This is a genomic window from Bradyrhizobium archetypum (genome assembly GCF_013114835.1).
Taxonomy (GTDB): domain Bacteria; phylum Pseudomonadota; class Alphaproteobacteria; order Rhizobiales; family Xanthobacteraceae; genus Bradyrhizobium; species Bradyrhizobium archetypum.
Map to the genome: position 1 here is coordinate 101,026 of NZ_JAAVLW010000003.1, position 22,278 is coordinate 123,303.

21 protein-coding genes are annotated in these 22,278 nt (G+C 64.1%); 9 read left to right on the forward strand and 12 right to left on the reverse strand.

The features are described 5' to 3' along the window. Position 1: 1 nt before the first annotated feature. Both HCN50_RS09125 and HCN50_RS09130 read right to left on the reverse strand, forming a co-directional pair. Positions 2–1,609 carry a Na+/H+ antiporter gene (locus tag HCN50_RS09125; RefSeq protein WP_171709317.1) on the reverse strand — a complete coding sequence of 536 codons (1,608 nt, stop codon included), beginning with the start codon at positions 1,607–1,609 and terminating at the stop codon, positions 2–4. Positions 1,610–1,741: 132 nt separating this feature from the next. Continuing rightward, entirely contained in the window at positions 1,742–2,116 is a 375-nt protein-coding gene (locus HCN50_RS09130; protein WP_171709318.1) for a nuclear transport factor 2 family protein, read from the reverse strand. 313 nt (positions 2,117–2,429) lie between these two features. On the opposite strand from HCN50_RS09130, the gene HCN50_RS09135 reads away from it, so the two are divergent. After that, positions 2,430–4,193: a caspase family protein gene (locus HCN50_RS09135; protein ID WP_171709319.1), complete on the forward strand. Its 1,764-nt coding sequence runs from the start codon at positions 2,430–2,432 to the stop codon at positions 4,191–4,193. A gap of 67 nt (positions 4,194–4,260) precedes the next feature. On the opposite strand, the gene HCN50_RS09140 is transcribed toward HCN50_RS09135, so the two are convergent. Continuing rightward, complete coding sequence (locus tag HCN50_RS09140; protein WP_376700273.1) at positions 4,261–4,893, reverse strand: DUF1345 domain-containing protein; 633 nt, start codon at positions 4,891–4,893, stop codon at positions 4,261–4,263. Positions 4,894–4,962: 69 nt separating this feature from the next. Further along, positions 4,963–5,883, reverse strand: a complete 921-nt coding sequence (locus HCN50_RS09145) for a polyprenyl synthetase family protein (RefSeq protein WP_171709321.1) — start codon at positions 5,881–5,883, stop codon at positions 4,963–4,965. 178 nt (positions 5,884–6,061) lie between these two features. Here HCN50_RS09145 and mtgA point away from each other — a divergent pair, with 178 nt between their 5' ends. From mtgA to HCN50_RS09160, 3 genes are all read left to right on the forward strand, one after another. Next, a complete protein-coding gene (gene mtgA / locus HCN50_RS09150; RefSeq protein ID WP_171709322.1) occupies positions 6,062–6,733 on the forward strand; it encodes a monofunctional biosynthetic peptidoglycan transglycosylase in 672 nt (223 codons plus the stop codon). Between the two features lie 153 nt (positions 6,734–6,886). Next, the gene (rpmF, locus tag HCN50_RS09155) at positions 6,887–7,069 is read left to right on the forward strand and encodes a 50S ribosomal protein L32 (protein WP_024509484.1); all 183 of its coding nucleotides are present in this window, start codon (positions 6,887–6,889) and stop codon (positions 7,067–7,069) included. Between the two features lie 137 nt (positions 7,070–7,206). Further along, on the forward strand, positions 7,207–7,944 hold the full coding sequence (locus tag HCN50_RS09160; protein ID WP_171709323.1) for a hypothetical protein: 738 nt from the start codon (positions 7,207–7,209) through the stop codon (positions 7,942–7,944). A gap of 1 nt (position 7,945) precedes the next feature. On the opposite strand, the gene HCN50_RS09165 is transcribed toward HCN50_RS09160, so the two are convergent. Further along, entirely contained in the window at positions 7,946–8,233 is a 288-nt protein-coding gene (locus tag HCN50_RS09165) for a hypothetical protein (RefSeq protein WP_235976867.1), read from the reverse strand. A gap of 231 nt (positions 8,234–8,464) precedes the next feature. Here HCN50_RS09165 and HCN50_RS09170 point away from each other — a divergent pair, with 231 nt between their 5' ends. Then, positions 8,465–10,156 carry a bifunctional diguanylate cyclase/phosphodiesterase gene (locus HCN50_RS09170; RefSeq protein ID WP_171709324.1) on the forward strand — a complete coding sequence of 564 codons (1,692 nt, stop codon included), beginning with the start codon at positions 8,465–8,467 and terminating at the stop codon, positions 10,154–10,156. A 75-nt stretch (positions 10,157–10,231) separates the two neighbouring features. On the opposite strand, the gene phaR is transcribed toward HCN50_RS09170, so the two are convergent. Continuing rightward, the gene (phaR, locus tag HCN50_RS09175) at positions 10,232–10,831 is read right to left on the reverse strand and encodes a polyhydroxyalkanoate synthesis repressor PhaR (protein WP_171709325.1); all 600 of its coding nucleotides are present in this window, start codon (positions 10,829–10,831) and stop codon (positions 10,232–10,234) included. A gap of 317 nt (positions 10,832–11,148) precedes the next feature. Here phaR and HCN50_RS09180 point away from each other — a divergent pair, with 317 nt between their 5' ends. The 3 genes from HCN50_RS09180 to yddG all read left to right on the forward strand — a co-directional run bounded on the left by HCN50_RS09180 (position 11,149) and on the right by yddG (position 14,272). After that, positions 11,149–12,327: an acetyl-CoA C-acetyltransferase gene (locus HCN50_RS09180; RefSeq protein WP_171709326.1), complete on the forward strand. Its 1,179-nt coding sequence runs from the start codon at positions 11,149–11,151 to the stop codon at positions 12,325–12,327. A 223-nt stretch (positions 12,328–12,550) separates the two neighbouring features. Beyond that, positions 12,551–13,276: an acetoacetyl-CoA reductase gene (gene phbB / locus HCN50_RS09185; RefSeq protein WP_171709327.1), complete on the forward strand. Its 726-nt coding sequence runs from the start codon at positions 12,551–12,553 to the stop codon at positions 13,274–13,276. A gap of 129 nt (positions 13,277–13,405) precedes the next feature. Beyond that, entirely contained in the window at positions 13,406–14,272 is an 867-nt protein-coding gene (gene yddG, locus HCN50_RS09190) for an aromatic amino acid exporter YddG (RefSeq protein ID WP_171709328.1), read from the forward strand. Positions 14,273–14,276: 4 nt separating this feature from the next. Here the strand turns inward: yddG and HCN50_RS09195 are convergent, their stop codons facing one another. Next, positions 14,277–14,708, reverse strand: a complete 432-nt coding sequence (locus tag HCN50_RS09195; RefSeq protein ID WP_171709329.1) for a cupin domain-containing protein — start codon at positions 14,706–14,708, stop codon at positions 14,277–14,279. Then, positions 14,708–15,475 carry a hydroxyacylglutathione hydrolase gene (gloB, locus tag HCN50_RS09200; RefSeq protein ID WP_171709330.1) on the reverse strand — a complete coding sequence of 256 codons (768 nt, stop codon included), beginning with the start codon at positions 15,473–15,475 and terminating at the stop codon, positions 14,708–14,710. The genes HCN50_RS09195 and gloB overlap by 1 nt, the downstream gene beginning before the upstream one ends. Before the next feature lie 120 nt (positions 15,476–15,595). Here gloB and HCN50_RS09205 point away from each other — a divergent pair, with 120 nt between their 5' ends. Beyond that, entirely contained in the window at positions 15,596–16,342 is a 747-nt protein-coding gene (locus HCN50_RS09205; RefSeq protein WP_171709331.1) for a methyltransferase domain-containing protein, read from the forward strand. Positions 16,343–16,488: 146 nt separating this feature from the next. Here the strand turns inward: HCN50_RS09205 and HCN50_RS09210 are convergent, their stop codons facing one another. The 4 genes from HCN50_RS09210 to ptsP form a co-directional block, all read right to left on the reverse strand. Further along, complete coding sequence (locus HCN50_RS09210) at positions 16,489–17,241, reverse strand: DUF4167 domain-containing protein (RefSeq protein WP_171709332.1); 753 nt, start codon at positions 17,239–17,241, stop codon at positions 16,489–16,491. A 487-nt stretch (positions 17,242–17,728) separates the two neighbouring features. Continuing rightward, a complete protein-coding gene (prmC, locus tag HCN50_RS09215) occupies positions 17,729–18,610 on the reverse strand; it encodes a peptide chain release factor N(5)-glutamine methyltransferase (RefSeq protein ID WP_171709333.1) in 882 nt (293 codons plus the stop codon). A gap of 40 nt (positions 18,611–18,650) precedes the next feature. Then, on the reverse strand, positions 18,651–19,730 hold the full coding sequence (gene prfA, locus HCN50_RS09220; RefSeq protein ID WP_171709334.1) for a peptide chain release factor 1: 1,080 nt from the start codon (positions 19,728–19,730) through the stop codon (positions 18,651–18,653). A 55-nt stretch (positions 19,731–19,785) separates the two neighbouring features. Continuing rightward, positions 19,786–22,053, reverse strand: a complete 2,268-nt coding sequence (gene ptsP, locus HCN50_RS09225) for a phosphoenolpyruvate--protein phosphotransferase (RefSeq protein ID WP_171709335.1) — start codon at positions 22,051–22,053, stop codon at positions 19,786–19,788. Positions 22,054–22,278: the final 225 nt, after the last annotated feature.

A 22,278-nucleotide genomic window follows, 5' to 3' on the forward strand; every position in this document is an offset into this window, starting at 1 on the left:
GTTACAACACGATCTTCGGATACTCCCGATTGCTCAAACTGGCTTCCTCCAGATCGAGATCGCGTTCGATCCGCCGCCTGGTTTCGTCGGTGATCTTGCCGTTGCGGAGCAGGACGTGGATGAATTTCCGTTCCGCCGCGATCAATTCCCGCGTCAGCGCGGTACCGGCTGCCGTGATGTCATGCGCGTCGGGATCAAGTGAACTGGGCAACTGGCTGGTACGGATTTCATGCCGCGCCCTGAGCAGCTTGACGACTTCATCGGAGAGTTCGCGGTCATCGGTGATGGCGTCGAGCGATTTGAGCGCGGCATCAAGCGCCTCGCGCCGCGCCGCGATCTCGGCCTCATGTTCCGCGATATGCTCGCTGCGGCCGTCCTTGGCGACACCAAGCCATCGCACCACCGCTGGCAAGCCGAGCCCCAGCCCCACCAACGTGATGAAGATGACGCCAAAGGCGACGAACAGGATCATGTCGCGGTAGGGGAATGCTTCGCCGCCAGGCAGCGTAAACGGCAGCGCCAGCGCGGCTGCCAGCGAGACCGCGCCACGCACGCCGGTGAAGGCAACCACGAACGCCGCCTGCCAGGATGGCGCCGGATCGCGTTCGCGCGTCCGCTTGCTGAGCAGCCGCGGCAGATAGGTCGCGGGATAGACCCAGGCAAAGCGCGCGACGATCACGATGATGGCGACCAGCGCCGTGGTGAACAGAATATCCTGGAGCGGAAACGCCTTCGATTTCTCGAACAACAGCCGCATCTGGAATCCGGTCAGCAGGAACAGCAGCCCCTCGACCAGATAGATCACCAGGTCCCAGAAGAAGATGCCCTGCAGGCGCGTTGCGGACGAAATCAACAGCGGTCCGTTCCAGCTGATATAGAGGCCGCAGGTGACGGTCGCGATCACGCCGGAGCCGCCGAGATGTTCGGGGATCCAGTAGGCGAGGTAGGGGGTGAGCAGCGACAGCGTGATCTCGACCTGCGGATCGCGCGCGTGATGCCGTGCGCGCAAGGAAAGCCAGCCGACAGCCACGCCGAACAGGATTTCGCCGATCACGATGACGGCAAAGGTGCCGGTGGCCTTCGGCAGCGAGAACACGCCGGTTGAAATTGCCGCCACCGCGAACCGATAGAGGATCAAAGCGGTGGCGTCGTTGGCGAGCCCCTCGCCCTCAAGCACGACGAGAATACGGCGGGGCATGCCGAGCTTGCGGGCAATGGCCAGCGGCGCCACCACGTCCGGCGGCGCGACGATGGCGCCCAGCAGGAAGCCGATGCCCCACGGCAGCCCGATCAGATAATGTGTCGCGGTCGCGACCGCGCAGGCCGTGAAGATCACGCAGCCGACCGACAAGAGGATGATCGGGCGGAGATTGGACCTGAATTCGCGCCAGCTCATGGCGACGCTCGCCGAATAGATCAGCGGCGGCAGGAAGACGAGCAGCACCAGCTCTGGCGGCAATTCCACCGTCGGCATGCCCGGCACGAAGGCGAGCATGATGCCGGCGAGCAGCAGCAGGATGGCCGGCGCGACATCGATCCGCCGCGCCAGCAACGCGGTCCCTGCCAGCACGGCGAGCAGGATCAAAAAAATCTGAAACGTGGCTTCCATGATCGCCCCATCGCAGGGAAGCGCCATCAGGTCAATGCGCAGGGCCCACGCAACTCGCGCGGTAGGATCGATCCGGCATCAGGTCAACCCGCAGCAGGCTCACCCCGCGCGCCCACGCGGGCGCAAGCCTGACTATTCGCGCAGATCGTAGCGGTAGGATTTCGAGACGATCTTCCAGCCGTCGCGCAGTTTCATTGCCACGAGATAGTCGGTGAAATAGCGCGGCGGCAATTGGCAGCGCACCTTGACGAAGGCGGTCTGGTCATCCGAGCGGTCGATCGTGACGATGAAATCCTCGCGCGGCTTGCCTTCAGCCTTGGCGGAGGGCCGCTTGCGCACGCGGTCGAGCCAGTCCGGAACGCTCAGCACCTGCAACTCGCCCTTTTCAAGCCAGCGCAAATCGGCGGAAGGGTCGAAGATCGCGCCGAGCTTGTCGGCATCGCCCTCGTACAGGCCGTCGAAATAGTTCTGCACCACGGCTTCGACGGTCGATCGGTCAGGATTCACGGCTTTCCTCCCGGCAAAACGGAAATTGTTCAAGGCGAATTAAGCCATGAACCGGCTGATTGCGCTATTGAGAAAGGGCGAACGCTCGCATCGCAGCCGAAGATGGCGCTTGTCCGGTGGGCTTGCGAGGGGAACCGGCGCGGAAACAGCCTCGGCGGTGGCCGAACCTGCGGGCCTGTTCGCCTGACTAAGGACTATAGCGAGGGGCCGATTCACGTTGGCGTGGTTCGTGACCTAACTCACAAAGCCCGCCCAATCCTTCTGATAGGCAGGCCGGTGTGGTAAAAAAGTACGAGGCTCCGGAGGAGTCAGGATGATATCTGGATCGCAAAAATTGTGCCGATGGGCACTGGCAGCCGCCGCCTTCCTGCTGGTGAGCGAGCCGGCCTTTGCCGAGAAGCGCGTGGCGCTGGTCCTCGGCAATTCCGCCTACCAGAATGTCGCACCGCTTGCCAATCCGGTTAACGACAGTTCCAAAATCGCGGCGACCCTGAAGGACGCGGGCTTCGATGTCGTCGATGCCCGCCGGGACCTGGCGGCGGCCGAGACCCGTCGCACGCTCCGCGACTTCGCCGATCGCGCGCGCGATGCCGATATCGCCGTGGTCTATTATGCCGGCCACGGCATCGAGGTGGATGGTGCGAACTATTTGATTCCCGTCGACGCGCGGCTGGAACGCGATACCGACATCTATGACGAAGGCCTCTCGCTCGATCGCGTCCTGATAGCGATCGAGCCGGCCAAGAAATTGCGCCTCGTCATTCTCGACGCCTGCCGCGACAATCCGTTTTCCCGGACCATGAAACGCACGATCGCTTCGCGCGCGATCGGGCAGGGCCTTGCCAAGGTCGAGCCGACCAGCCCGAATGTCCTGATCGCCTATTCGGCCAAGGCCGGTTCCACCGCAGCCGATGGCGACGGTCAGAACAGCCCCTTCACGACGGCGCTGTCGCACCATTTGACGAAGCCTGGGCTCGACGTGCGCCGCGCCTTCGGCTTTGTCCGCGACGAGGTGCTCAAGACCACCAATAATCGGCAGGAACCCTTTGTGTATGGTTCGCTCGGCGGTGAAGACGTGCCGCTGGTGCCGGCGCGTCCGGCGCCTGCGGCGGCGGCCCCTGCCGCACCGGCCCTCAGCGCGCAGGCCGAAGCCCGCCGCGATTACGAGCTCGCGCTGCAGATCGGCAACAAGAGCGCGCTCAACGCTTTCATCACCCAATATCCCGATGGCTTCTATTCGAGCCTGGCAAAACTTCAGCTCGACAAGATCGCCGCCGAGGAAGCACGCATTGCGGCGACCGAGAAAGCGCGGCTGGCCGAGCAGGAGCGGGCGCGGCTCGCGGCCGAAGGCGCCCAGAAGTCGCAACAGGCGAAAGCGGAAGCCGAAGCTAAAGCCGCCGAACAGGCGCGCCTTGCGGCTGAAAAGGCCAAGCAGGTCGCACAGGAACAGGCGGCCGCGGCCGAACAGAAGCGCGTCGCCGCCGAAAGCGCCGCCGCCGACAAGGCGCCGGCTGCAACCGACAAGCCCATGAACGTTGCCGCCCTGACCGCAGGGCCGCCGCAGGCTGACGTTACGAAATCGGTACAGGCCGAACTGCGCCGCGTCGGCTGCCTGACCGGCAATGCCGATGGCAACTGGAACAGCGCCTCGCAGCGCTCGCTGACGCAGTTCAACCGCTATGCCGGCACCAAGCTCGATACCAAGGTCGCCAGCGTCGATACGCTCGATACGATCAAGCTCAAGTCATCGCGGGTATGCCCACTGGTCTGCGAACATGGCTTCAAGGCCGCGGGCGAGCACTGCACCAAGATCGTCTGCGCCGAGGGCTCCTTCCTCAACGACGACAATGAATGCGAGAAGCGCCGCGCCAAGAGGCCGGTGGCAAGCCGCGACAGCCCGGAACCACGGCGGCCCAGGGAGGCACGGCAAGGTCGGGAGCCGCGGCAGGTGATTGTGACGCGTTCGCAGAACCCGAATGCTCCAGGGATGTCCCAGCAGGGCCGTCCGCTGACCGGTCAGGAACGCGCGGTGGGTTGCCACTCGTATGGGGCTATCATGTCGGGCGTGTGCCCGTAGCAAGGCCGGAGTTTCCACACTGTAATGGCCGGGACAAGCCCGGCCATGACGAGTTTGTGGACAAAGCTCAGATGGCGCTTGCCGCGATATTCACCATCAACGCCAGGAGCGCGGTGTTGAACACGAACGAGACGATGCCGTGCGCCGTCGCGGTGCGGCGGATGACCTTGTCGGTAATGCCGACATCGGAAACCTGCGCGGTCATGCCGATCACGAACGAAAAGTAGACGAAGTCCCAATAATCCGCCTCGGCATGCGCGTCGCCGCTCGGAAACTGCAGGCCGCCGGGCGTCTTGCCGCGATAGAAATCATGCGCGTAGTGCAGCGCAAAGGCGGTATGCACCACCACCCATGACAATACGATCGTGACCGTCGCCAGGATTAGCCCGGCCGGGTTGCCCTTGGAGGCACCGAGCTCGAACACGATCGCGCCAAGGCTCGCAAGGGCGCCGAACGCGGTCAGCAACAGGATCAGGAAACGTCCGTCATCCTGCAACACCGCGCTGCGCCTGATGTGGCCGACGTCGCAGCGCAGCATCATGATGTAGGCGAGCACGAGGTATAGTGCGGCGAAGGCATCCCAGCCGACGATAAGGCGCGTTACCAGTCGCCGCGTGTCAGGCAGCAGGAAGAATACGACGAGGCCGAGGGCGATCGCGATGAAGGTCCGCGGTCGCCCGTAGACGACGCGGACTGGCATCGGCAGGTTCCGGAACCGAACAAGGTGCTTTTCGAATTCCTTGTCCATCCGCTCGCCTTCCCATGCGCGTTAGTTCTTGCGCTCCGCGACGAAGCGCGCGGCAGCCCGCAATACATCGCCCTTTGTCCCGAAGATCGAAAGCGCTGAATCGGCGCGCGCCAATAGATCGCGCACGCGCTGCTTGGCGCCGTCGATGCCGAGCTGGGTGACGAAAGTGGTCTTGCCGAGCGCCGCATCGGCGCCGGCCGGCTTGCCAAGTGCGGCGGCATCGCCCTCTACGTCGAGCAGATCGTCGGCGATCTGGAAGGCTTCGCCGAGCGCACGGCCGTAATCGTCAAGCGCCTGATATTCTTTCGGCGAGGACTGTCCGAGGATCGCGCCGGCGATGCAGCCATAGCGGAGCAACGCGCCGGTCTTCATCTGCTGCAGCTTCGCCACGTCGACCGGCTCGCGGTCGCCGAACCGCCCTTCGCCGGCGAGGTCGAGGATCTGGCCGCCGACCATGCCGCCGATACCGGAGGCACGCGCCAGGGCACGCGTCAGGAGCAGGCGCACATTGGCGTCCTTGTGGATCTCGTCGCGGGTGACGATGTCGAAGGCAAGCGTCAGCAAGCCGTCGCCGGCAAGGATCGCGGTGGCGTCGTCGGTCTTCTTGTGCAGCGTGGGCCGGCCGCGGCGCAGGTCGCTGTTGTCCATCGCCGGCAGATCGTCATGGATTAGGGAATAGCAATGGATGCATTCGAGCGCGGCGCCGACCAGAAGGGCGGCCTCATGCGGGACGCCGAACACAGCCGAACTTTCGACCACCACAAACGGTCGCAGCCGCTTTCCGCCGTTAAGGCTGGAATAGCGCATCGCGTCCATCAGCCGCTTCGGCCGCGCGATCTCGTCGGGCAACAGCTCATCGGACAGTAGCTTCGCCAGCAGGGCTTCGGTGTCCTCCGCGGTCTGGTCCAGTCGTTTGGCAAATTCGGCAGTGGCGGTGGTCATTAAGAATAGCTCCAGATCAATTCGGCCCGGACAATGTTTGATGGCGGGCGCTTCGTCAATTCCATGACATCAGTCACAAAACCGCTGGAAAACGCCCGAAATATCATGGAGATGTCACTTGGGTGGGGCCTATTCTTCGCCCCGGGGGCCGGCTTGGGCCGAACCGGAAGCATCCGATTTGCGCGTTGTCCGAATTCTAGTGCTGGTCCTGCTGGCGGTGCTGTTGCTCCCCTATGTGGTGACGCCGTTCTACCGAACGGGTCACCCGATCTCCGCGCTGATGGCCTGGCGCTGGCTCACGGGCGCGCCGGTGTCGCGGCAATGGATCGATTTCAACGCGATCTCGCCCTACCTGCCGCGCTCGGTGGTGGGCTCGGAGGACGCCAGATTCTGCAGCCATCGCGGCGTGGACTGGGGTGCGTTGCAGGAAGCGATCGATGATGCGGAGGACGGCGAGCCTGCTCGGGGCGGTTCGACCATCACCCAGCAGGTGGCGAAAAACCTGTTCCTGTGGCCGGGCCGCAGCATGATCCGCAAGGCGCTGGAACTGCCGCTCGCGATGTGGATCGACCTCGTGCTGCCGAAGCAGCGGATCCTGGAAATCTACCTCAACATCGCCGAACTCGGCCCATCCGGGCAGTTCGGGGCCGAGGCCGGTTCCCTTTACGCTTCTGGCCGCTCGGCCGCGACGCTCACACCGCGCGAGGCAGCGTTGCTGGCGGCGATTCTGCCCAATCCTGTCAGGCGCAGCGCCCGCAATCCCGGCCCCGGAGTACGCCGCCTGGCCGCGACCTACAGCGCGCGGGCGGGTGCCGTGCAGCGCTGCTGGAGCGAAAATCGTGCTTTTTGAGCCAATTTTCGGCTCCTTTTACCGCAAGCTACCCTAGCTTTACGCCATCCCATCCTCTATAAGCGCGGCCTTATCGGCATCGTAGCCCGTGCGCGAAGCGCTGGGCCGTCCGCATTTGGACGATGCCTCCGACAACACCCCTAGAGGACCGTTATGGCCGTTCCCAGAAGAAAAACATCGCCGTCGCGGCGTGGCATGCGCCGCTCGGCGGATGCGCTGAAGAAGCCGACCTATGTCGAGGACAAGGATTCCGGCGAGCTGCGCCGCCCGCACCACCTCGACCTGAAGACCGGCATGTACAAGGGCCGCCAGGTTCTGAAGAAGAAGGAATCCTGACTGGGGTTCGGGGATAAGGCGTCGCGACCAGCGGCGTCTGCCCGAATTTGGCCAACGAGTGGGCCAACGGTTCCCTGAAGGCGAAGCGAAGCTTTGCCCGGGGGACATTCCGGTTTTCCTAGCAAGGCGCGATACCCATGGTCGGTTTTCCGCTGCTTCTGATTCCGCTCGCGATCTACAACATCATCGTCTTCCTGATGCCCACCGTGTCGTTCACCGACCCGTTGGTGAAGTTGACGTTGATGTCGGGGGCGGAATGGACGGTGACGCTGAGCGACGTGCTGCTTACGCTCAGCATCCTGCTGCTGCTCGCCGAGGTCATCAAGGGCGCGCGCCCCGGCGCGAAATATCTCACCGACCATCTGCTGTCGCTGATCGTGTTCGGCGCGGCGGCGGCCGAATTCTTGCTGTGGCCGAAGTTCGGCACGTCGACCTATTTCCTGATGACGGCGCTGTCGCTGGTGGATTTCCTCTCCGGCCTCGCGTTGCGAACGCGGCGGCGTGCAGTTGCGGCGGCGCCAGCCGCGCAGCCGGCGGAAGCTGCAAAAGCGAAGGAAGCGGCAAAAGTCGAGACGCCAGCAGCCGAACCCGAACCCGCGCCCATGCCGGCATCGGCAACGGCCGCACCAGCGCCTGCCGCGCCATCGACGCCGGCGGCAGCCTCGGTCGCCGAATCGGTGCTGGCGGATCGCCCCGAACCGAAACCGGCCGAGCGTCCCGAACTGAAACCGGCGCAGCCCGCCGCTATGCCCGAGGCGGCCTCGTCTGCAGCGCCGTCGCCGGAAGCTCCGTCACCGGAGATCGCCTCGCCGGGACTGCAGCCGGGCTCGGGCCCTTCGCCGTCGCCGGACAAGCCGGATACGCCCCAGCGCTGATCTAGACGGTTTGCCGCGTCCGGAAGCCGGCGCCGTAGCGCCGGGTCTGGCTGGCGCCATAGGCCGTCTGCGCATCCGCGAGCGAGGCGCGCCGGAGGCCGCGGGTCTGCGAGGCCTGGTCGGCGGTCGCGATCAACTGCGCAAGGAAGGTCGGATCAGGCCGCGGCATGGCAGCTCTCTGCGACCAGTGAACGGACTGGGTGATCGGCACCAGCTCAACGCAGGCCGGCTCATCGAGGTTGACGAACTCGCCGTCCAAAATTTCCTCTGATCGATCGATATCCAGCATCGCACACCGTAACCGGCTGAACTGTCACATTTTGGGACGTTACGTCGCCCTGCGATCTGACCTCGCAAGGCCTATGCCGCTCCCTCCCGATCCGTTCCCGGCCGATCCGGGAAGCATGTGAAACATGGTTTCCGGATTATTTATGAACTTTGCCTAGCCTGTCCTTCGAAACAACCACTATCCTCAATTTTTGAGGGAATCACCCGCGGTGTCCCGAATCGAGGCGTCCTGATGGCCCCTGTCCCGCAAGCCTCCAGCATCCTTGCCTCCCTGGGCCAGGCCGCCTTCCTCTGGGACCTGGCCGCGGACACCATCACCTGGAGCGATAATGCCGCTGATGTCTTCGCCGACATCCCGACGGAAGCGCTCGCCAGCGGCAGCAGGTTTGCTAAGCTGATCGAGCCCTCCCGCTCGATCCGAACGGATGCGCTCGCGCAGTCGGCGCCGGCGCGGAGCGGCGAGGGCGTTGCCTATCGGATCGAATATGGCGTGCGGGCCACGAGCTCGGCGCCGATACTCTGGATCGAGGAAACCGGTTGCTGGTTTGCAGGGCCTGACGGCAAGCCGGTGCGGGCGCAAGGCATCGTCCGTATCAACAACGAGCGCCACGCCCGTGACGAACAGCTCATGCGGCTGTCGAGGCACGATCCGCTGACCGGTGAACTCAATCGCACGCATCTCGTCGCGGCGCTGGCGGAAGCGATCGAGGAAGCCATGCGTTTCCGCTCGGCTTCCGCCTTCATGCTGATCGGCATCGATCATCTGGCGCGCGTCAACGACGCCTTCGGCTTCGACGTCGCCGATGCCGTGATTGCCGAAGTCGGAAAACGTATCCGCGCCAAGCTGCGCGCCGGCGACGTGCTCGGGCGGTTCTCCGGCAACAAGTTCGGCCTGATCCTGAGGAACTGCACCGTCGACGACACCAATATCGCCGCCGAGCGCTTCCTCGCGGGAATCCGCGACGAGGTGATCCCGACCAAATCCGGCCCCGTCTCGGTCACGGCCTCGATCGGCGCAATCAGTATCCCGCGTTACGCCCGCAACCCTGATGAGGCGATCAACCGCGCCCAGGAAACGCTCGATGCCGCCAAGCGCCGTCGCGCCGGATCGTTCTCGCTGTGGAAGCCGAACGTCGAACGCGACGCCCAGCGGCGCGTCAACATCCGCGTCACCGACGAGATCGTCACCGCACTGAACGAGCGACGGATCGTCACCGCTTTTGAGCCCGTAGTCGAAGCGCGCTCGCGGCAGCCGGCGTTCTACGAATGCCTGGTGCGGATGGAGCAAGAGGACGGCCGGGCGCTGCTGGCGCCCGACATCGTGCCGGTGGCCGAGCGGTTGGGCCTGATCCGGCTGGTCGATCACCGCGTGCTCGAACTCGCGGTCGCCGAACTTGCGGCTTCGCCGAGCGTGCGGCTCAGCCTCAACATCTCGCCCGACACCACGATGGACCCGGATTGGTGGATGGGAATCGAATCGCTGATGCAGGCCCATCCCGGCGTCGGCGAGCGGCTGATCGTCGAGATCACCGAGACGGTTGCGATCCAGGATATCGACGATGTTCGTGACTTCGTCACCCGGTTGAAGAATTTCGGCAGCCAGATCGCGATCGACGACTTCGGCGCCGGTTACACTTCATTCCGCAACTTGCGCAAGCTCGGCGTCGATATCGTGAAGATCGACGGCGCCTTCGTGCAGAACATCGCGCGCTCCGCGGACGATCGCGCCTTCGTGCATACGCTGATCGACCTGGCGAACCGCCTGCAGATCAAGACGGTGGCGGAATGGGTGCAGGACGAGGAAGCCGCCGTGATGCTGCGCGAATGGGGCTGCGACTACATCCAGGGCCGCCTGATCGGGCTCGCCTCGCCGCAGCGGCCTTGGGCCGCGGCAACGGACGCCGTGCTGCCAGCAGCGAGTTAGCTCTCTCCGCGCGTCCTCCCTGCGAACGCACGCGAACGCAGGACGACAGTGGAGAACGTGAGATGAAGGAGAGTTCTACCCTTCCTTCTTCGGCTCTTTCGACATGCGCTCGAGGCGTTCCTGCATGTCCTTCATCTGGCGGCGAAGATCATCGATATTGTCTTCGTCCAGCGCCGGCTCCGGCACCTTCTCCGGTTCGGAGGAGGCCGCTCCGGCGCGTGGCGGCACGAACGGCTTGAACATCGAGAACGTCTGCTGAAACAATTCCATGTTGCGACGGACATGTTCTTCGAGCGGCGCGAATGGCGTTCCGCTGAACGTGTTGGCAAGCTGCTTGCGGAATTTTTCCTGTTCGCGCGTCAGCGTATCGATCGACTGCTCCAGATATTTCGGCACCACCATCTGCATGCTGTCGCCGTAGAAGCGGATCAGTTGACGCAGGAAAGTCGTGGGCAACAGATTTTGCCCGGCCTTGTTTTCCTGCTCGAAGATGATTTGCGCCAGCACCTGGCGGGTGATGTCGTCGCCGGTCTTGGCGTCATAGACGAGGAAATCCTCGCCTTCCTTCACCATCGCCGCGAGATCCTCGAGCGTCACGTAGGTGCTGGTGCCGGTATTATAGAGCCGCCGGTTGGCGTATTTCTTGATCGTCGTAGGTTGGTCTGACTTTGCCATAAGCTCACACATCGACACCGAGAGCAGGGAACCCGGCGGCTTCGCCGACGGGCAGACGAGCAACGCAAACGCAGCAAAGTAAGCATTTTCAATGCGGTTCGGCTACCGTTTTGTGCGGCACGGTTAATTCCAAGGCATGGACACTGCTATGGAAACACTCGCGGGGATCAATTTGAATGCGCCGCGGCACGAATTTGGGCCCTGCCGATTGACATGGATCAACGAGGTTAACAGGATAAGGTGAGAGACAGGCCCGCCATCCGGCCCGCCCGCCGTCGAAGAACCTCAAGCCCAAGAAACCCCATAAGGAGATGTCCATGTCAGACGATGTCGTCATCGTCAGCGCCGCCCGCACTCCGGTCGGCAGCTTCAACGGCGCGTTCGCCACCACCCCGGCCCACGACCTCGGCGCCATCGCCATCAAGGCCGCGCTGGAGCGGGCCGGGGTCGAGCCCGGCCAGGTCTCCGAAGTCATCATGGGCCAGATCCTGACCGCGGCGCAGGGCCAGAACCCGGCCCGTCAGGCCTCGATCAATGCCGGCATCCCGGTGGAAAGCCCGGCGTGGGGCGTCAACCAGCTCTGCGGCTCGGGCCTGCGCTCGGTGGCGCTCGGCTACCAGGCGCTGCTCAACGGCGATTCCTCGATCGTCGTCGCCGGCGGCCAGGAATCGATGAGCATGGCCCCGCATGCGCAATATCTGCGCGGCGGTGTCAAGATGGGTGGCCTCGAGCTGGTTGACACCATGATCAAGGACGGCCTGTGGGACGCCTTCAACGGCTACCACATGGGCAATACCGCCGAGAACGTCGCCAAGCAGTACCAGATCACCCGCGCCCAGCAGGACGAGTTCGCCGTTGCCTCGCAGAACAAGGCCGAGGCCGCGCAGAAGGCCGGCAAGTTCAAGGACGAGATCACGCCGGTCACCATCAAGACCCGCAAGGGCGACGTCGTGGTCGATACCGACGAATATCCGCGCCATGGCGCTACCCTCGATGCGATGGGCAAGCTCCGCGCGGCCTTCGAGAAGGACGGCACCGTGACCGCCGGCAACGCGTCCGGCATCAATGACGGCGCAGCCGCCGTCGTGCTGATGACCGCCAAGGAGGCGGCCAGACAGGGCAAAAAGCCAATCGCCCGGATCGTCTCGTGGGGCCAGGCGGGCGTCGACCCCAAGATCATGGGCACCGGCCCGATTCCCGCCTCGCGCACGGCCCTGAAGAAGGCCGGCTGGAACGTCGGCGATCTCGACCTGATCGAGGCCAACGAGGCGTTCGCGGCGCAGGCCTGTGCGGTCAACAAGGACCTCGGCTGGGATACCTCCAAGGTCAACGTCAACGGCGGCGCGATTGCGATCGGTCACCCGATCGGTGCATCGGGCGCGCGCGTGTTGGTGACCCTGTTGCACGAGATGCAGAAGCGCGATGCCAAGAAGGGCCTCGCCACGCTGTGCATCGGCGGCGGCATGGGCATCGCGATGTGCGTTGCACGCGACTGAACTAAAGGCACAGTGATCGGTTGAATGATGAAAAGATCATCTCGCAACCGCGGCTCGAATTGGTAAAGATGAAATGCCCGGTCTCGCGCCGGGCATTTTCGTCTCATGCAAGCGTTTCCAAGAGCGCTTGCATACAAGAACGCTTCAAGACCTGAAGATTGAGATTCGTCAAAAGACCGGGACAATTCCGGCGTACTGAGAGATTACCAAGGAGGACTACGACATGGCACGTGTTGCATTGGTTACGGGGGGGACGCGAGGCATTGGCGCTGCGATCAGCAAGGCGCTGAAGGCTGCGGGCTACAAGGTTGCGGCAAGCTACGCGGGCAACGATGCCGCCGCCGAGAAATTCAAATCCGAGACCGGCATCCCCGTCTACAAATGGGACGTCTCCTCGTTCGATGCCTGCGCCGACGGCGTCAAGAAGGTCGAGGCCGATCTCGGGCCGATCGACGTGCTGGTCAACAATGCCGGCATCACCAAGGACGGCGCCTTCCACAAGATGACGCTCGAGCAATGGAACGCGGTCATCAACACCAATCTCGGCTCGCTGTTCAACATGACGCGCCCGGTGATCGAGGGCATGCGCGCCCGCAAGTTCGGCCGCATCATCAACATCTCCTCGATCAACGGCCAGAAGGGACAATTCGGCCAGGTCAACTATTCCGCGGCCAAGGCCGGCGATATCGGCTTCACCAAGGCGCTTGCGCTGGAGAACGCCAAGGCAGGCGTCACCGTGAATGCGATCTGCCCCGGCTACATCAACACCGAGATGGTGCAGGCGGTGCCGAAGGAGGTGCTGGAGAAGAGCATTCTGCCGCTGATCCCGGTCAACCGCCTTGGCGAGCCCGAGGAGATCGCCCGCGCCGTGGTGTTCCTCGCCGCCGATGAGGCGAGTGGAATCACCGGCTCGACCATGACCATCAACGGCGGGCAATACATGGTGTGACCGATTTCCGTTATTGCCAGCGACAAACGCGAAGCGTTTGCGCAAGGGAGCGCTAGCGACGAAGCAATCCATCTTAGCTATACAGGCAAGAAAGATGGATTGCTTCGCTTTGCTCGCAATGACGAGACCATGACTCCTCGTACCGCTACCCTGATCGGACTGACCGCGATCCTGATGTGGTCGCTGCTGTCGGTTCTGACGGTCGCGACCGGCAAGATCCCCGCGTTCCAACTCGCCGCCATGACGTTCGCGATCGGGGCGCTGGTTGCCTTTGCGAGTTTCCTGTTCCGACCCGCCGCCTTCAATGCGTTGAAGCAGCCGCCCGTCGCCTGGGTCGTCGGCGTCGGCGGATTGTTCGGCTATCACGCGCTCTATTTCCTCGCGCTTCGCTTTGCACCGCCGGCGGAAGCCGGCCTGTTGAACTATCTCTGGCCGCTTCTGATCGTGCTGTTCTCGTCACTGCTGCCCGGGGAGCGGCTGGCGCCGCATCATATTATCGGTGCGTTGCTCGGCCTTGCCGGCACCGTGCTGCTGTTCGCCGGCAATACCGGCAGCTTTACGCCCGGGCAGATCCCGGGATTGGCGGCGGCCTTCGTCGCAGCTTTTGTGTGGGCGGCCTATTCAGTGATGTCGCGCAAACTGAAGGCGGTGCCGACCGATGCGGTGGCCGGCTTCTGCCTCGCCACCGCGCTGCTCGCCGCGCTGGTTCACGGCATGGTCGAGACCACCGCGTGGCCGGAGACGATCGGGCAATGGCTTGCCATCATCGCGCTCGGCGTCGGCCCGGTCGGCGCGGCGTTCTTTGTCTGGGATATCGGCATGAAGCGCGGCGACATCCGCGTGCTCGGCGCCGCCTCCTACGCGACGCCGCTGCTCTCGACCGCGTTTCTGATTGTTGCAGGGTTCGCGCAAGCGACGGCCACCATTGCCATCGCCGCGGTCCTGATCGCCGGCGGCGGATTGATCGCAGCGAAGGATATGGTGCAGAAAAAGTAGGGCGTCACGTCGGCTTCCAGCCCTTCGGTGCCAGCTCGAATTTTGCAAACTCGAACCCCGGCGCCACCGTGCAGCCGACCAGCGTCCAATCGCCGTTGCTCGCCGCGGCTTGCCAGGCATGCGGCGGGACGGTCGCTTGCGGCGCCTCGCCGCCAGCAAGATCGGCGCCCAGCTTCACGCTGCGTTGGCCGTTATCGTCAGCGATCTGCAGCGTCAGCGGCGCACCTGCGTAATAGTGCCAGATCTCCACTGCATCGATGCGATGCCAGTGCGAGCGCTCGCCGCGCGCCAGCAGGAAATAGATTGCGGTCGACCGCGCGCGTCCCTCGGCGTCCACGCTTTCGTCGCGAAACGTCTCGCGGTAGTGGCCGCCTTCAGGATGCGGCTGGAGATCGAGCCGCGCGATGATATCGGCAGCTTCTTTCGAAAGCGCCATCAGGACTTGTTCTTGCGTTCGCGCAGTTCGCCGAACACTTTGTCGGCGCTCGCGCCCTTCATGTGCAACGCCGCCGCGACCGACGGCTCATCGGCGCGCAGGAACACGTTGGCCTTCTTCTCCTCGCCGAGCAGCACCGGGATCGTCGGCTTGTTCTCGGCGCGCAGCCGCGTCACTTCTTCGGCGCGCGCCTTCAGTGCCGGGTTGTCGCCGTCGACGGTGAGCGCGAACTTGACATTGGACGCCGTATATTCGTGGCCGCAATAGAGTTTGAAATCGTCCGGCAGCGCGCGCAGCTTCAACAGCGAGTCCCACATCATGGGATAGGTGCCCTCGAACACGCGGCCGCAGCCGATCGAGAACAGCGTGTCGGCGGCAAACACCGCCTTCTCTGTGTCGAACACATAGGAGATATGGTCGAGCGTATGGCCCGGCGTTTCCAGCACCCGCGCCAGCAGACTTCCCACCTTGATCACATCACCATGGCCCGCGCGCAGATCGACATTGGCGATCTTGGTGGACTTGTCGTGCGGGGCAACGACGCGACAGCCATATTTCTGCTTCAGCTCGGCGACGCCGCCGACATGGTCGTGATGGTGGTGCGTGATCAGGATATCGGTCAGCGTCCAGCCCTCGCGCTCCAGCGTCTTGATGATCGGGCCGGCTTCCGGCGCGTCGATCGATGCGGTGGCCTTGGTTGCGGCATCATGGATCAGATAGCCGAAATTGTCGCTGAGACAGGTGAAGGTCCGAATTTCCGCGGCCATGACAGCTCCGTGAGTTGAGGCTTTCGGCCCCGTTAGACTCCAGAAATATGGCGTTAACGCTTGCGCGGCAATGCCATTTTGGGCGCGCCGCAACGAAACACGGTGTGGTAGATTGCGCGCATGACCATCGACGTCATCGATCTCCGCGATTTCTATTCGCAGCGCCTCGGCATCGTGGCGCGGCAGTTGATCAACCGCGGCATCCGGGCGCGCTGGCCCGATGCGGCAGGGCAGCGGGTGCTGGGGCTCGGCTATCCGACGCCCTATCTCGGCCTGTTTCGTGAGGATTCCGAGCGCTGCATCGCTTTCATGCCGGCAGCCCAGGGCGTCTTGAAATGGCCGACGGGGCGGCCTGCGCTGGCCACCCTGATCGATGAATTCTCGATGCCGTTGCCGGACGCCGCGGTGGACCGCATTTTGTTGGTCCATGCGCTGGAAATGTCCGACGATCCGGAGCGCTTGCTGCGCGAGGTGTGGCGGGTGCTGGCGCCGTCCGGCCGCCTGATTGCGGTGATTCCGAACCGGCGCGGCGTGTGGACGCGCACCGACAATACACCGTTCGGTCACGGCCGGCCGTATTCTCGCGCGCAGATCACGCAATTGCTGCGGCAGACCTGGTTCACGCCGGCGGCGTGGGGTGAGGCGCTGTTCCTGCCGCCGGTCGGCAATAGCTGGTTTCTGCGTTCGGCGATGGCATGGGAGCGCGTCGGCGCCGCACTGTCGCTGCCGTTCGCAGGCGTTCATATCGTTGAAGCGACCAAGCAGGTCTATCGCGCGATTCCCGCCGGTCGCGAACGCACGCGCCTGATTCCATCGCTGGAGCCGGTGCTGGTGCCGTCATCGACGGCGACGAGGGATAAGGCATAATCTATCCGCTCGTCGTCCCTGCGAACGCACGGACCCATAACCACCGCTGATCTTTGTTTTGGAAGTCGTCTACCCGCGTGCCTCAATGAAGGCCGCGGCGTATGATTCCCTTGCGTTCGCAGGAACGACGATCTCGCGTGGATTAGCTACTCATTCCCCGGCGTGAAATCTTCACTCGGCGCGGCAGGCGCGGCCATGCTGTCGGGACGCGGGCCATGCGGCCGGCGGCGCCGGCGCGGAAAACGTTCGCCGCGGCCGCCTTCTTCATAGCCGCCGGGCGCGCCATTCACCTGCGGCTGCGGGCCGGTGATGAAGGAGGGCAGGCGATCGACACCGCCGGTATCGGCAATCACCGGCTGCGGTTGCGGCTGATACTGCGGCTGCGGACGGTGTTCGCGGTCGCGGTCGCGCTCCCGATCGCCGCGCTGTTCGCGCGGCTGTTGCTGGTCACGCTGGTAGGGCTGGCCGTCGCCGCGCTGTTCGCGCGGATTGTTGTCGCGGATGTAGGGCTGCGGCTGCTGCGGGACGAAGCCCGGCTCCTGGCCGAAATGCGAGAAGCTATCGCCGTCGTCGTCACCGTCTTCCGTCGGCTGCATATCGGTATCGACGCGCGGCTGCGGCTGGTTCTGCCGGAACTGCTCCTGCGCGGCGGCGATGAGGCGGAAGTAATGTTCGGCGTGCTGGTAGTAATTCTCGGCCGCGACCGGGTCGCCGGAAGAGCGCGCGTCGCGCGCCAATTGAACGTATTTTTCGGCGACATGCGAGGCGGTGCCGCGGATCTTGATATCGGGTCCGTTCGATTCGAACACCCGGGTCATCGGGTTTTGACCACGCCGGTTATTGTTGTTGTTATTGTTGTTCCGGTTACGCATCCGCTTGTTGTTTTGACCGTTTCTCATGTCTTGCCTTTATTCCAGCCCTGAAATTATGCAGTTGCCTTCGTAGCCTGATCCGATCCGGCGCGCGCTCAGGCGCACCGAATCACGGTGCCGTTCAGATTCATGTCATCGATTTCGCCAACCATCGCGTTCAGCAACGACGCGTTCCCCAACCGGCTGCGTTCATCCGCCTCCGGACCAAATCATTCAGCCTGCCAAAACCAGCCTAATCGTCTTGCATGACGGCTTCGCGTGACTGGCTGTTGCGTAAGTCTTCAAGCGCAATATCAGGCTTTCGTTCGCTTTACGGTCGAGAGCAGCACAGCTTCAGCTATTGCGCTCGATTCGACCTGCGTTTGGAACCTTTCACCCGGCGGGCTCTCGTTTCGAGAACTCCGGCCTCACCGTTTCACCTTACGGGGCCGGCAACCCTGGACCGATGTTGTGAGCGGAACGTAGTCGCTCCCGGGCAATATTCCAAGGGGTTTTTTTGCGTTCCAGACGGACTTTATCGGGCCGTTTTGTGGCCCGCGACGGCCCGCGGAACGCCCGCCAGATCGGTTTTGGGGGCCTTTGCGGGCATTAACCCTGCGGCCGTCATTAAGGCCTGGATCTGGCTGCTTTGGCCCGCTCCGGCTTCCACGATCAGGGCGGCGCCCGGTGCCAGAAGGTCGGCCGCCTGCGGGATCAGCGCGCGGTAGGCGTCCAGACCGTCGGCGCCGCCGTCGAGCGCGGCACGCGGGTCGTGATCCCTGACCTCCGGCGCCAGCCCGGCGATATCAGACGAGCGAATATAGGGTGGATTCGAGACAATCAGATCGAACGGGCCGGATAGTCCGCTCGCGTAATCGCATGGGACGAACGTGGCGCGATCCGATAGCCCGATGCGCGCTGCGTTGGCTGCGGCGGTCTGCAAGGCGGTCTGTGAAATGTCGGTTCCGAATCCTTGCGCCGCGGGCAGCTCGGACAATAGCGCCAGCAGGATCGCCCCCGAGCCGGTGCCGAGATCGGCAACACGCAGGGGACGGTTGAGGTCTCCGCCGGCGCGCACCAGTTCCAGTGCCAGCTCGACCACAGTCTCGGTGTCTGGCCGCGGCACCAGCGTCGCGGCCGAAAGTTGCAGCGGCAGACCCCAGAACTCTTTCTCGCCGATGATGCGGGCAACCGGCTCGCCTGCCAGACGCCGGCGCGCGAAATCTTCGAGGCGCGCCGATTCTTCCGGCGTAAGCCGGCGCTGCGCGGCGGTGATCAAGCCGGTCAGGTCGAGGCCGAGCGCATGGCCCGTCAGCAAGCGTGCGTCGAGTTCTGCGGAATCGATTGCCGCGGATTTGAGTCTCGCGGCAAGCGCGCGCCGTACGGCATCGACGGTTTGGCCGATGAAATCCGTCATGCGGCGAGCCACAATTTAGAGGACGACAACCGGATGGCGCTCACGCCGCCGCGCCCTGCGCGGCAAGCTGCGCGGCTTGGTGCTCGGTGGTCAGGGCGTCGATCAGTTCGCCCAGCGCTTCACCGGCAATTACCTGCGGCAATTTGTAGAGCGTCAGGTTAATGCGGTGGTCAGTGACGCGGCCTTGCGGGAAATTGTACGTGCGGATGCGTTCGCTGCGGTCGCCGGAGCCGACCTTCTCCTTCCGGTCCGCGGAGCGCGCGGCCTCGACGCGCTGGCGTTCGGCGTCGTAGATGCGCGAGCGCAGGATGTTCATCGCGGACGCACGATTCTTGTGCTGGGAGCGGCTGTCCTGCATCATGACGACGATGCCGGTCGGGATATGGGTGATGCGAATCGCCGATTCGGTCTTGTTGACGTGCTGACCGCCGGCGCCCTGCGCGCGCATGGTTTCGATTCGCAAATCCTCGTTCTTGATGTCGACATCGACATCCTCGACCTCGGGCAGCACTGCAACCGTGGCCGCCGACGTGTGAATCCGTCCCTGGGTTTCAGTGTCGGGCACGCGCTGCACGCGGTGCACGCCGGATTCGAATTTCAGCTTGGCGAACGCGCCGCGGCCCTGCACCTCGGCGATGATCTCCTTGTAGCCGCCCACGGTGCCTTCCGATGCCGAGATCACCTCGACCTTCCAGCCCTGCAACGCGGCAAACCGCTCATACATCCGGAACAGGTCGCCGGCGAACAGTGACGCCTCGTCGCCGCCGGTGCCGGCGCGGATTTCCAGCATCACGTTGCGATCGTCCATGGCGTCCTTCGGCAGCAGCGCCACGCGAATCTTCTGCTCGAGGTCAGCAATGCGCGCCTGCAGCGTTTCGAGCTCTAACTCAGCCATGTTGCGGATTTCAGGATCGGTGCCGGCGTCAGCCAGCAGCGATTCGGCGCCTGCAATCTCGGCCCGCGCTGTACGATAGGCCTTGACCGCATCGATCAGCGGATTGAGCTCGGCGAGCTCGCGCGTGATCTGGACGTACTTTTCGGAATTCACCTGGCCCAGCAGCTCGGCCTCGAGCGAGGCGTGGTGGGCGAGCAGGATATCGAGTTTGGCTTCGGGTAGCATGGCGTGGTTCTCGGGCGGCGGAGGCAAAGGGCGACGTTGTCGGGACAGAGCCTCGCTACAACGACAGCCCCTCGGCTTCCGCGAATTCCGTCAGCTTCTGCCGGATCGAGACGCTGCCGGCTGGCGCGTCGAGCAGCGGCATGATGACAGCTTCCGCCTTCTTGGCGTCGAGGTCCAGGATCATCGCCTTCACCGGGCCGTGGGCGGTGGCCGACAGCGATAGCGAGCGATAGCCGAGCGCGATCAGCGCCAGCGCGCCGAGCGGCTTCGAGGCCATCTCGCCGCACAGCGAGGCGGTCTTTTTGGCCTCCTGCGCCTTGCGAACGATGTCGCGCAGCGCACGCAGGATCGGCGCCGACATGGTGTCGAACCGCTCGGAAACCTTGGGATTGCCGCGGTCGACCGCGAACATGAACTGGAACAGATCGTTCGACCCTACGGAGACGAAATCGACCTTCTTCAGGAGTTCGTCGAACTGATACAGCAGTGCCGGCACCTCCACCATGGTGCCGACGTCGATGCGTTCCGGCAGCGCATGGCCGTGCTGGCGCAAATAGGTCAGCTCGCGCTCGACGATCGCCTTGGCCTGATCGAACTCGGCGACCTCCGAAATCATCGGAAACATGATCTTCAGCGCGCGGCCGCCGCCGGCCCGCAGCAGCGCGCGAATCTGGCCACGCAACAATCCGGGACGGTCGAGCCCGAGCCGGATCGCGCGCCAGCCGAGCGCCGGATTTTCCTCGACCACGGTTTCCATATACGGAAGCGCCTTGTCGCCGCCGATATCGAGGGTGCGGAACGTGACCGGCTTGGAGCCGGCGGCGTCCAGCACAGTGCGGTAGAGCGCAAGCTGGTCGGACGATCGCGGCAGGCTCTGGCCGACCATGAACTGCAGCTCGGTGCGGAACAGCCCGATACCGGCGCTGCCGGTGTCGTCGATATGCGGCAGGTCGATCACGAGACCCGCATTGATCATCAGTTCGACCGGCTGGCCGTCCTTGGTCACGCAAGGCTTGTCGCGCAGCGCCGCATACTGCGCCTGCCGCCGCGCCCGGAACCGCACCCGCTCGGCATAGGCCGACTCGATCTCGGCCGAGGGGCGGACATAGATCGAGCCCGAGGTGCCGTCGACGATGATGGGGTCGCCGGGATCGGCGATGCCGGGCGCATTCGGCACTTCGCCGACGGCGGGAATGCCAAGCGCGCGCGCCACGATCGAGACGTGAGAGTTGGCGGTGCCTTCCTCCAGCACCAGACCGCGGAGCCGCTTGCGGTCGTAATCGAGCAGCGCCGCCGGCCCCATCGCGCGCGCGATCAGGATGGCGTTTTCGGGAAGCTGCTCGCGCGACGGCGCATGGTCCTGCCCCACCAATTGCCGCATCAGGCGATGGCCGAGGTCTTCCAGGTCGTGCAGGCGGTCGCGCAGGTAAGGATCGGTCGAACGCAGCATGCGCGCGCGGGTATCGGACTGGACGCGCTCGACGGCGGCTTCCGCGGTGAGGCCGGTGGCGACCGCCTCGTGCAGCTTGTGCGACCAGCCATGGTCATTGGCAAACATCCGGTAGGCTTCGAGCACCTCGCGGTGCTCGCCGCCCTCGGCGACGTCGCCACGCTCCAGCATGCGGTCGAGATCGGCGCGCAGCTTGGCCAGTGCGGCATCCAGCTTCTTGATTTCCTTCGGCAGGTCCTCGGCGATGTAGTTGGTGATGACGACGCGGGGCTCGTGCAGCACGACATGACCGAGCGCGATGCCGTCGGAGAGAATCGCACCGGTCTTGTGCTGGGAATGCCGCGCCGCCGGTTCCGCGCCGGGCTGCGCCAGCGCCGCCAGTTCGCCGGAGGCGATCATTTCCGCCAGCACCATGGCGGTGGTCTGCAGCGCCTCGACCTCTTCTTCCACATAGGTGCGCTTGGCGCGGTTCTGCACGACAAGCACGCCGAGCGTGTTGCCGGCCCGCAGGATCGGCACGCCGAGGAACGAATGATAGATTTCTTCGCCGGTTTCCGGACGGAAGGAGAACGCCGGATGGCTTTGCGCGTCCGAAAGGTTGAGCGGGCTCGCTTCGCTGGCGACCAGGCCGACGAGGCCCTCATGCGCGTTCAGCACCGTCCGGTGCACCGCGTCGCGGTTCAAGCCTTCGGTGGCATAAAGTTCGAGCGTGTTATCGATGCGCAGCACGTAGCAGGAGCAGACCTCGGCCACCATGTTGGCCGCGATCAGCACGACGATCTTGTCCAGCCGTTCCTGGGCCGAGACCTTCTCCGCCATGGTTTCGCGGAGCCGTCTCAACAAGACGCGGGGCCCTCCCGACGTGCTCCGCATGTGCTGGTATCCTCCCCCGCAGGGCCAGCCCGCCGGGTGGCCGGCAGCTGGCGTGAAACGCACCAAACCAACAATTTTATTCATTCGGCGCTGCCGCAAGGCACCAGATCCCGCCGAATGGGATCGCCAACGATGGTGCAGTGTGCGGCAACCCACCTCACTAGGCCTATAGCCAATCGAGGCTTGCTTTGCCAAGCAAAACGCCTGCCAGACGCAATAACGTGT

What these genes read in the sequence shown, in the direction of transcription:
- HCN50_RS09180 (WP_171709326.1), top strand. Translation starts at nt 11,149, where the DNA reads ATGTCAGACGATGTCGTCATCGTCAGCGCCGCCCGCACTCCGGTCGGC.
- phaR (WP_171709325.1), bottom strand. Translation starts at nt 10,831, where the DNA reads ATGGCAAAGTCAGACCAACCTACGACGATCAAGAAATACGCCAACCGG.
- yddG (WP_171709328.1), top strand. Translation starts at nt 13,406, where the DNA reads ATGACTCCTCGTACCGCTACCCTGATCGGACTGACCGCGATCCTGATG.
- HCN50_RS09140 (WP_376700273.1), bottom strand. Translation starts at nt 4,893, where the DNA reads ATGCCAGTCCGCGTCGTCTACGGGCGACCGCGGACCTTCATCGCGATC.
- HCN50_RS09170 (WP_171709324.1), top strand. Translation starts at nt 8,465, where the DNA reads ATGGCCCCTGTCCCGCAAGCCTCCAGCATCCTTGCCTCCCTGGGCCAG.
- gloB (WP_171709330.1), bottom strand. Translation starts at nt 15,475, where the DNA reads ATGGCCGCGGAAATTCGGACCTTCACCTGTCTCAGCGACAATTTCGGC.
- HCN50_RS09145 (WP_171709321.1), bottom strand. Translation starts at nt 5,883, where the DNA reads ATGACCACCGCCACTGCCGAATTTGCCAAACGACTGGACCAGACCGCG.
- prmC (WP_171709333.1), bottom strand. Translation starts at nt 18,610, where the DNA reads ATGACGGATTTCATCGGCCAAACCGTCGATGCCGTACGGCGCGCGCTT.
- phbB (WP_171709327.1), top strand. Translation starts at nt 12,551, where the DNA reads ATGGCACGTGTTGCATTGGTTACGGGGGGGACGCGAGGCATTGGCGCT.
- HCN50_RS09205 (WP_171709331.1), top strand. Translation starts at nt 15,596, where the DNA reads ATGACCATCGACGTCATCGATCTCCGCGATTTCTATTCGCAGCGCCTC.
- ptsP (WP_171709335.1), bottom strand. Translation starts at nt 22,053, where the DNA reads ATGCGGAGCACGTCGGGAGGGCCCCGCGTCTTGTTGAGACGGCTCCGC.
- HCN50_RS09210 (WP_171709332.1), bottom strand. Translation starts at nt 17,241, where the DNA reads ATGAGAAACGGTCAAAACAACAAGCGGATGCGTAACCGGAACAACAAT.
- HCN50_RS09160 (WP_171709323.1), top strand. Translation starts at nt 7,207, where the DNA reads ATGGTCGGTTTTCCGCTGCTTCTGATTCCGCTCGCGATCTACAACATC.
- HCN50_RS09165 (WP_235976867.1), bottom strand. Translation starts at nt 8,233, where the DNA reads ATGCTGGATATCGATCGATCAGAGGAAATTTTGGACGGCGAGTTCGTC.
- rpmF (WP_024509484.1), top strand. Translation starts at nt 6,887, where the DNA reads ATGGCCGTTCCCAGAAGAAAAACATCGCCGTCGCGGCGTGGCATGCGC.
- HCN50_RS09195 (WP_171709329.1), bottom strand. Translation starts at nt 14,708, where the DNA reads ATGGCGCTTTCGAAAGAAGCTGCCGATATCATCGCGCGGCTCGATCTC.
- HCN50_RS09125 (WP_171709317.1), bottom strand. Translation starts at nt 1,609, where the DNA reads ATGGAAGCCACGTTTCAGATTTTTTTGATCCTGCTCGCCGTGCTGGCA.
- HCN50_RS09135 (WP_171709319.1), top strand. Translation starts at nt 2,430, where the DNA reads ATGATATCTGGATCGCAAAAATTGTGCCGATGGGCACTGGCAGCCGCC.
- prfA (WP_171709334.1), bottom strand. Translation starts at nt 19,730, where the DNA reads ATGCTACCCGAAGCCAAACTCGATATCCTGCTCGCCCACCACGCCTCG.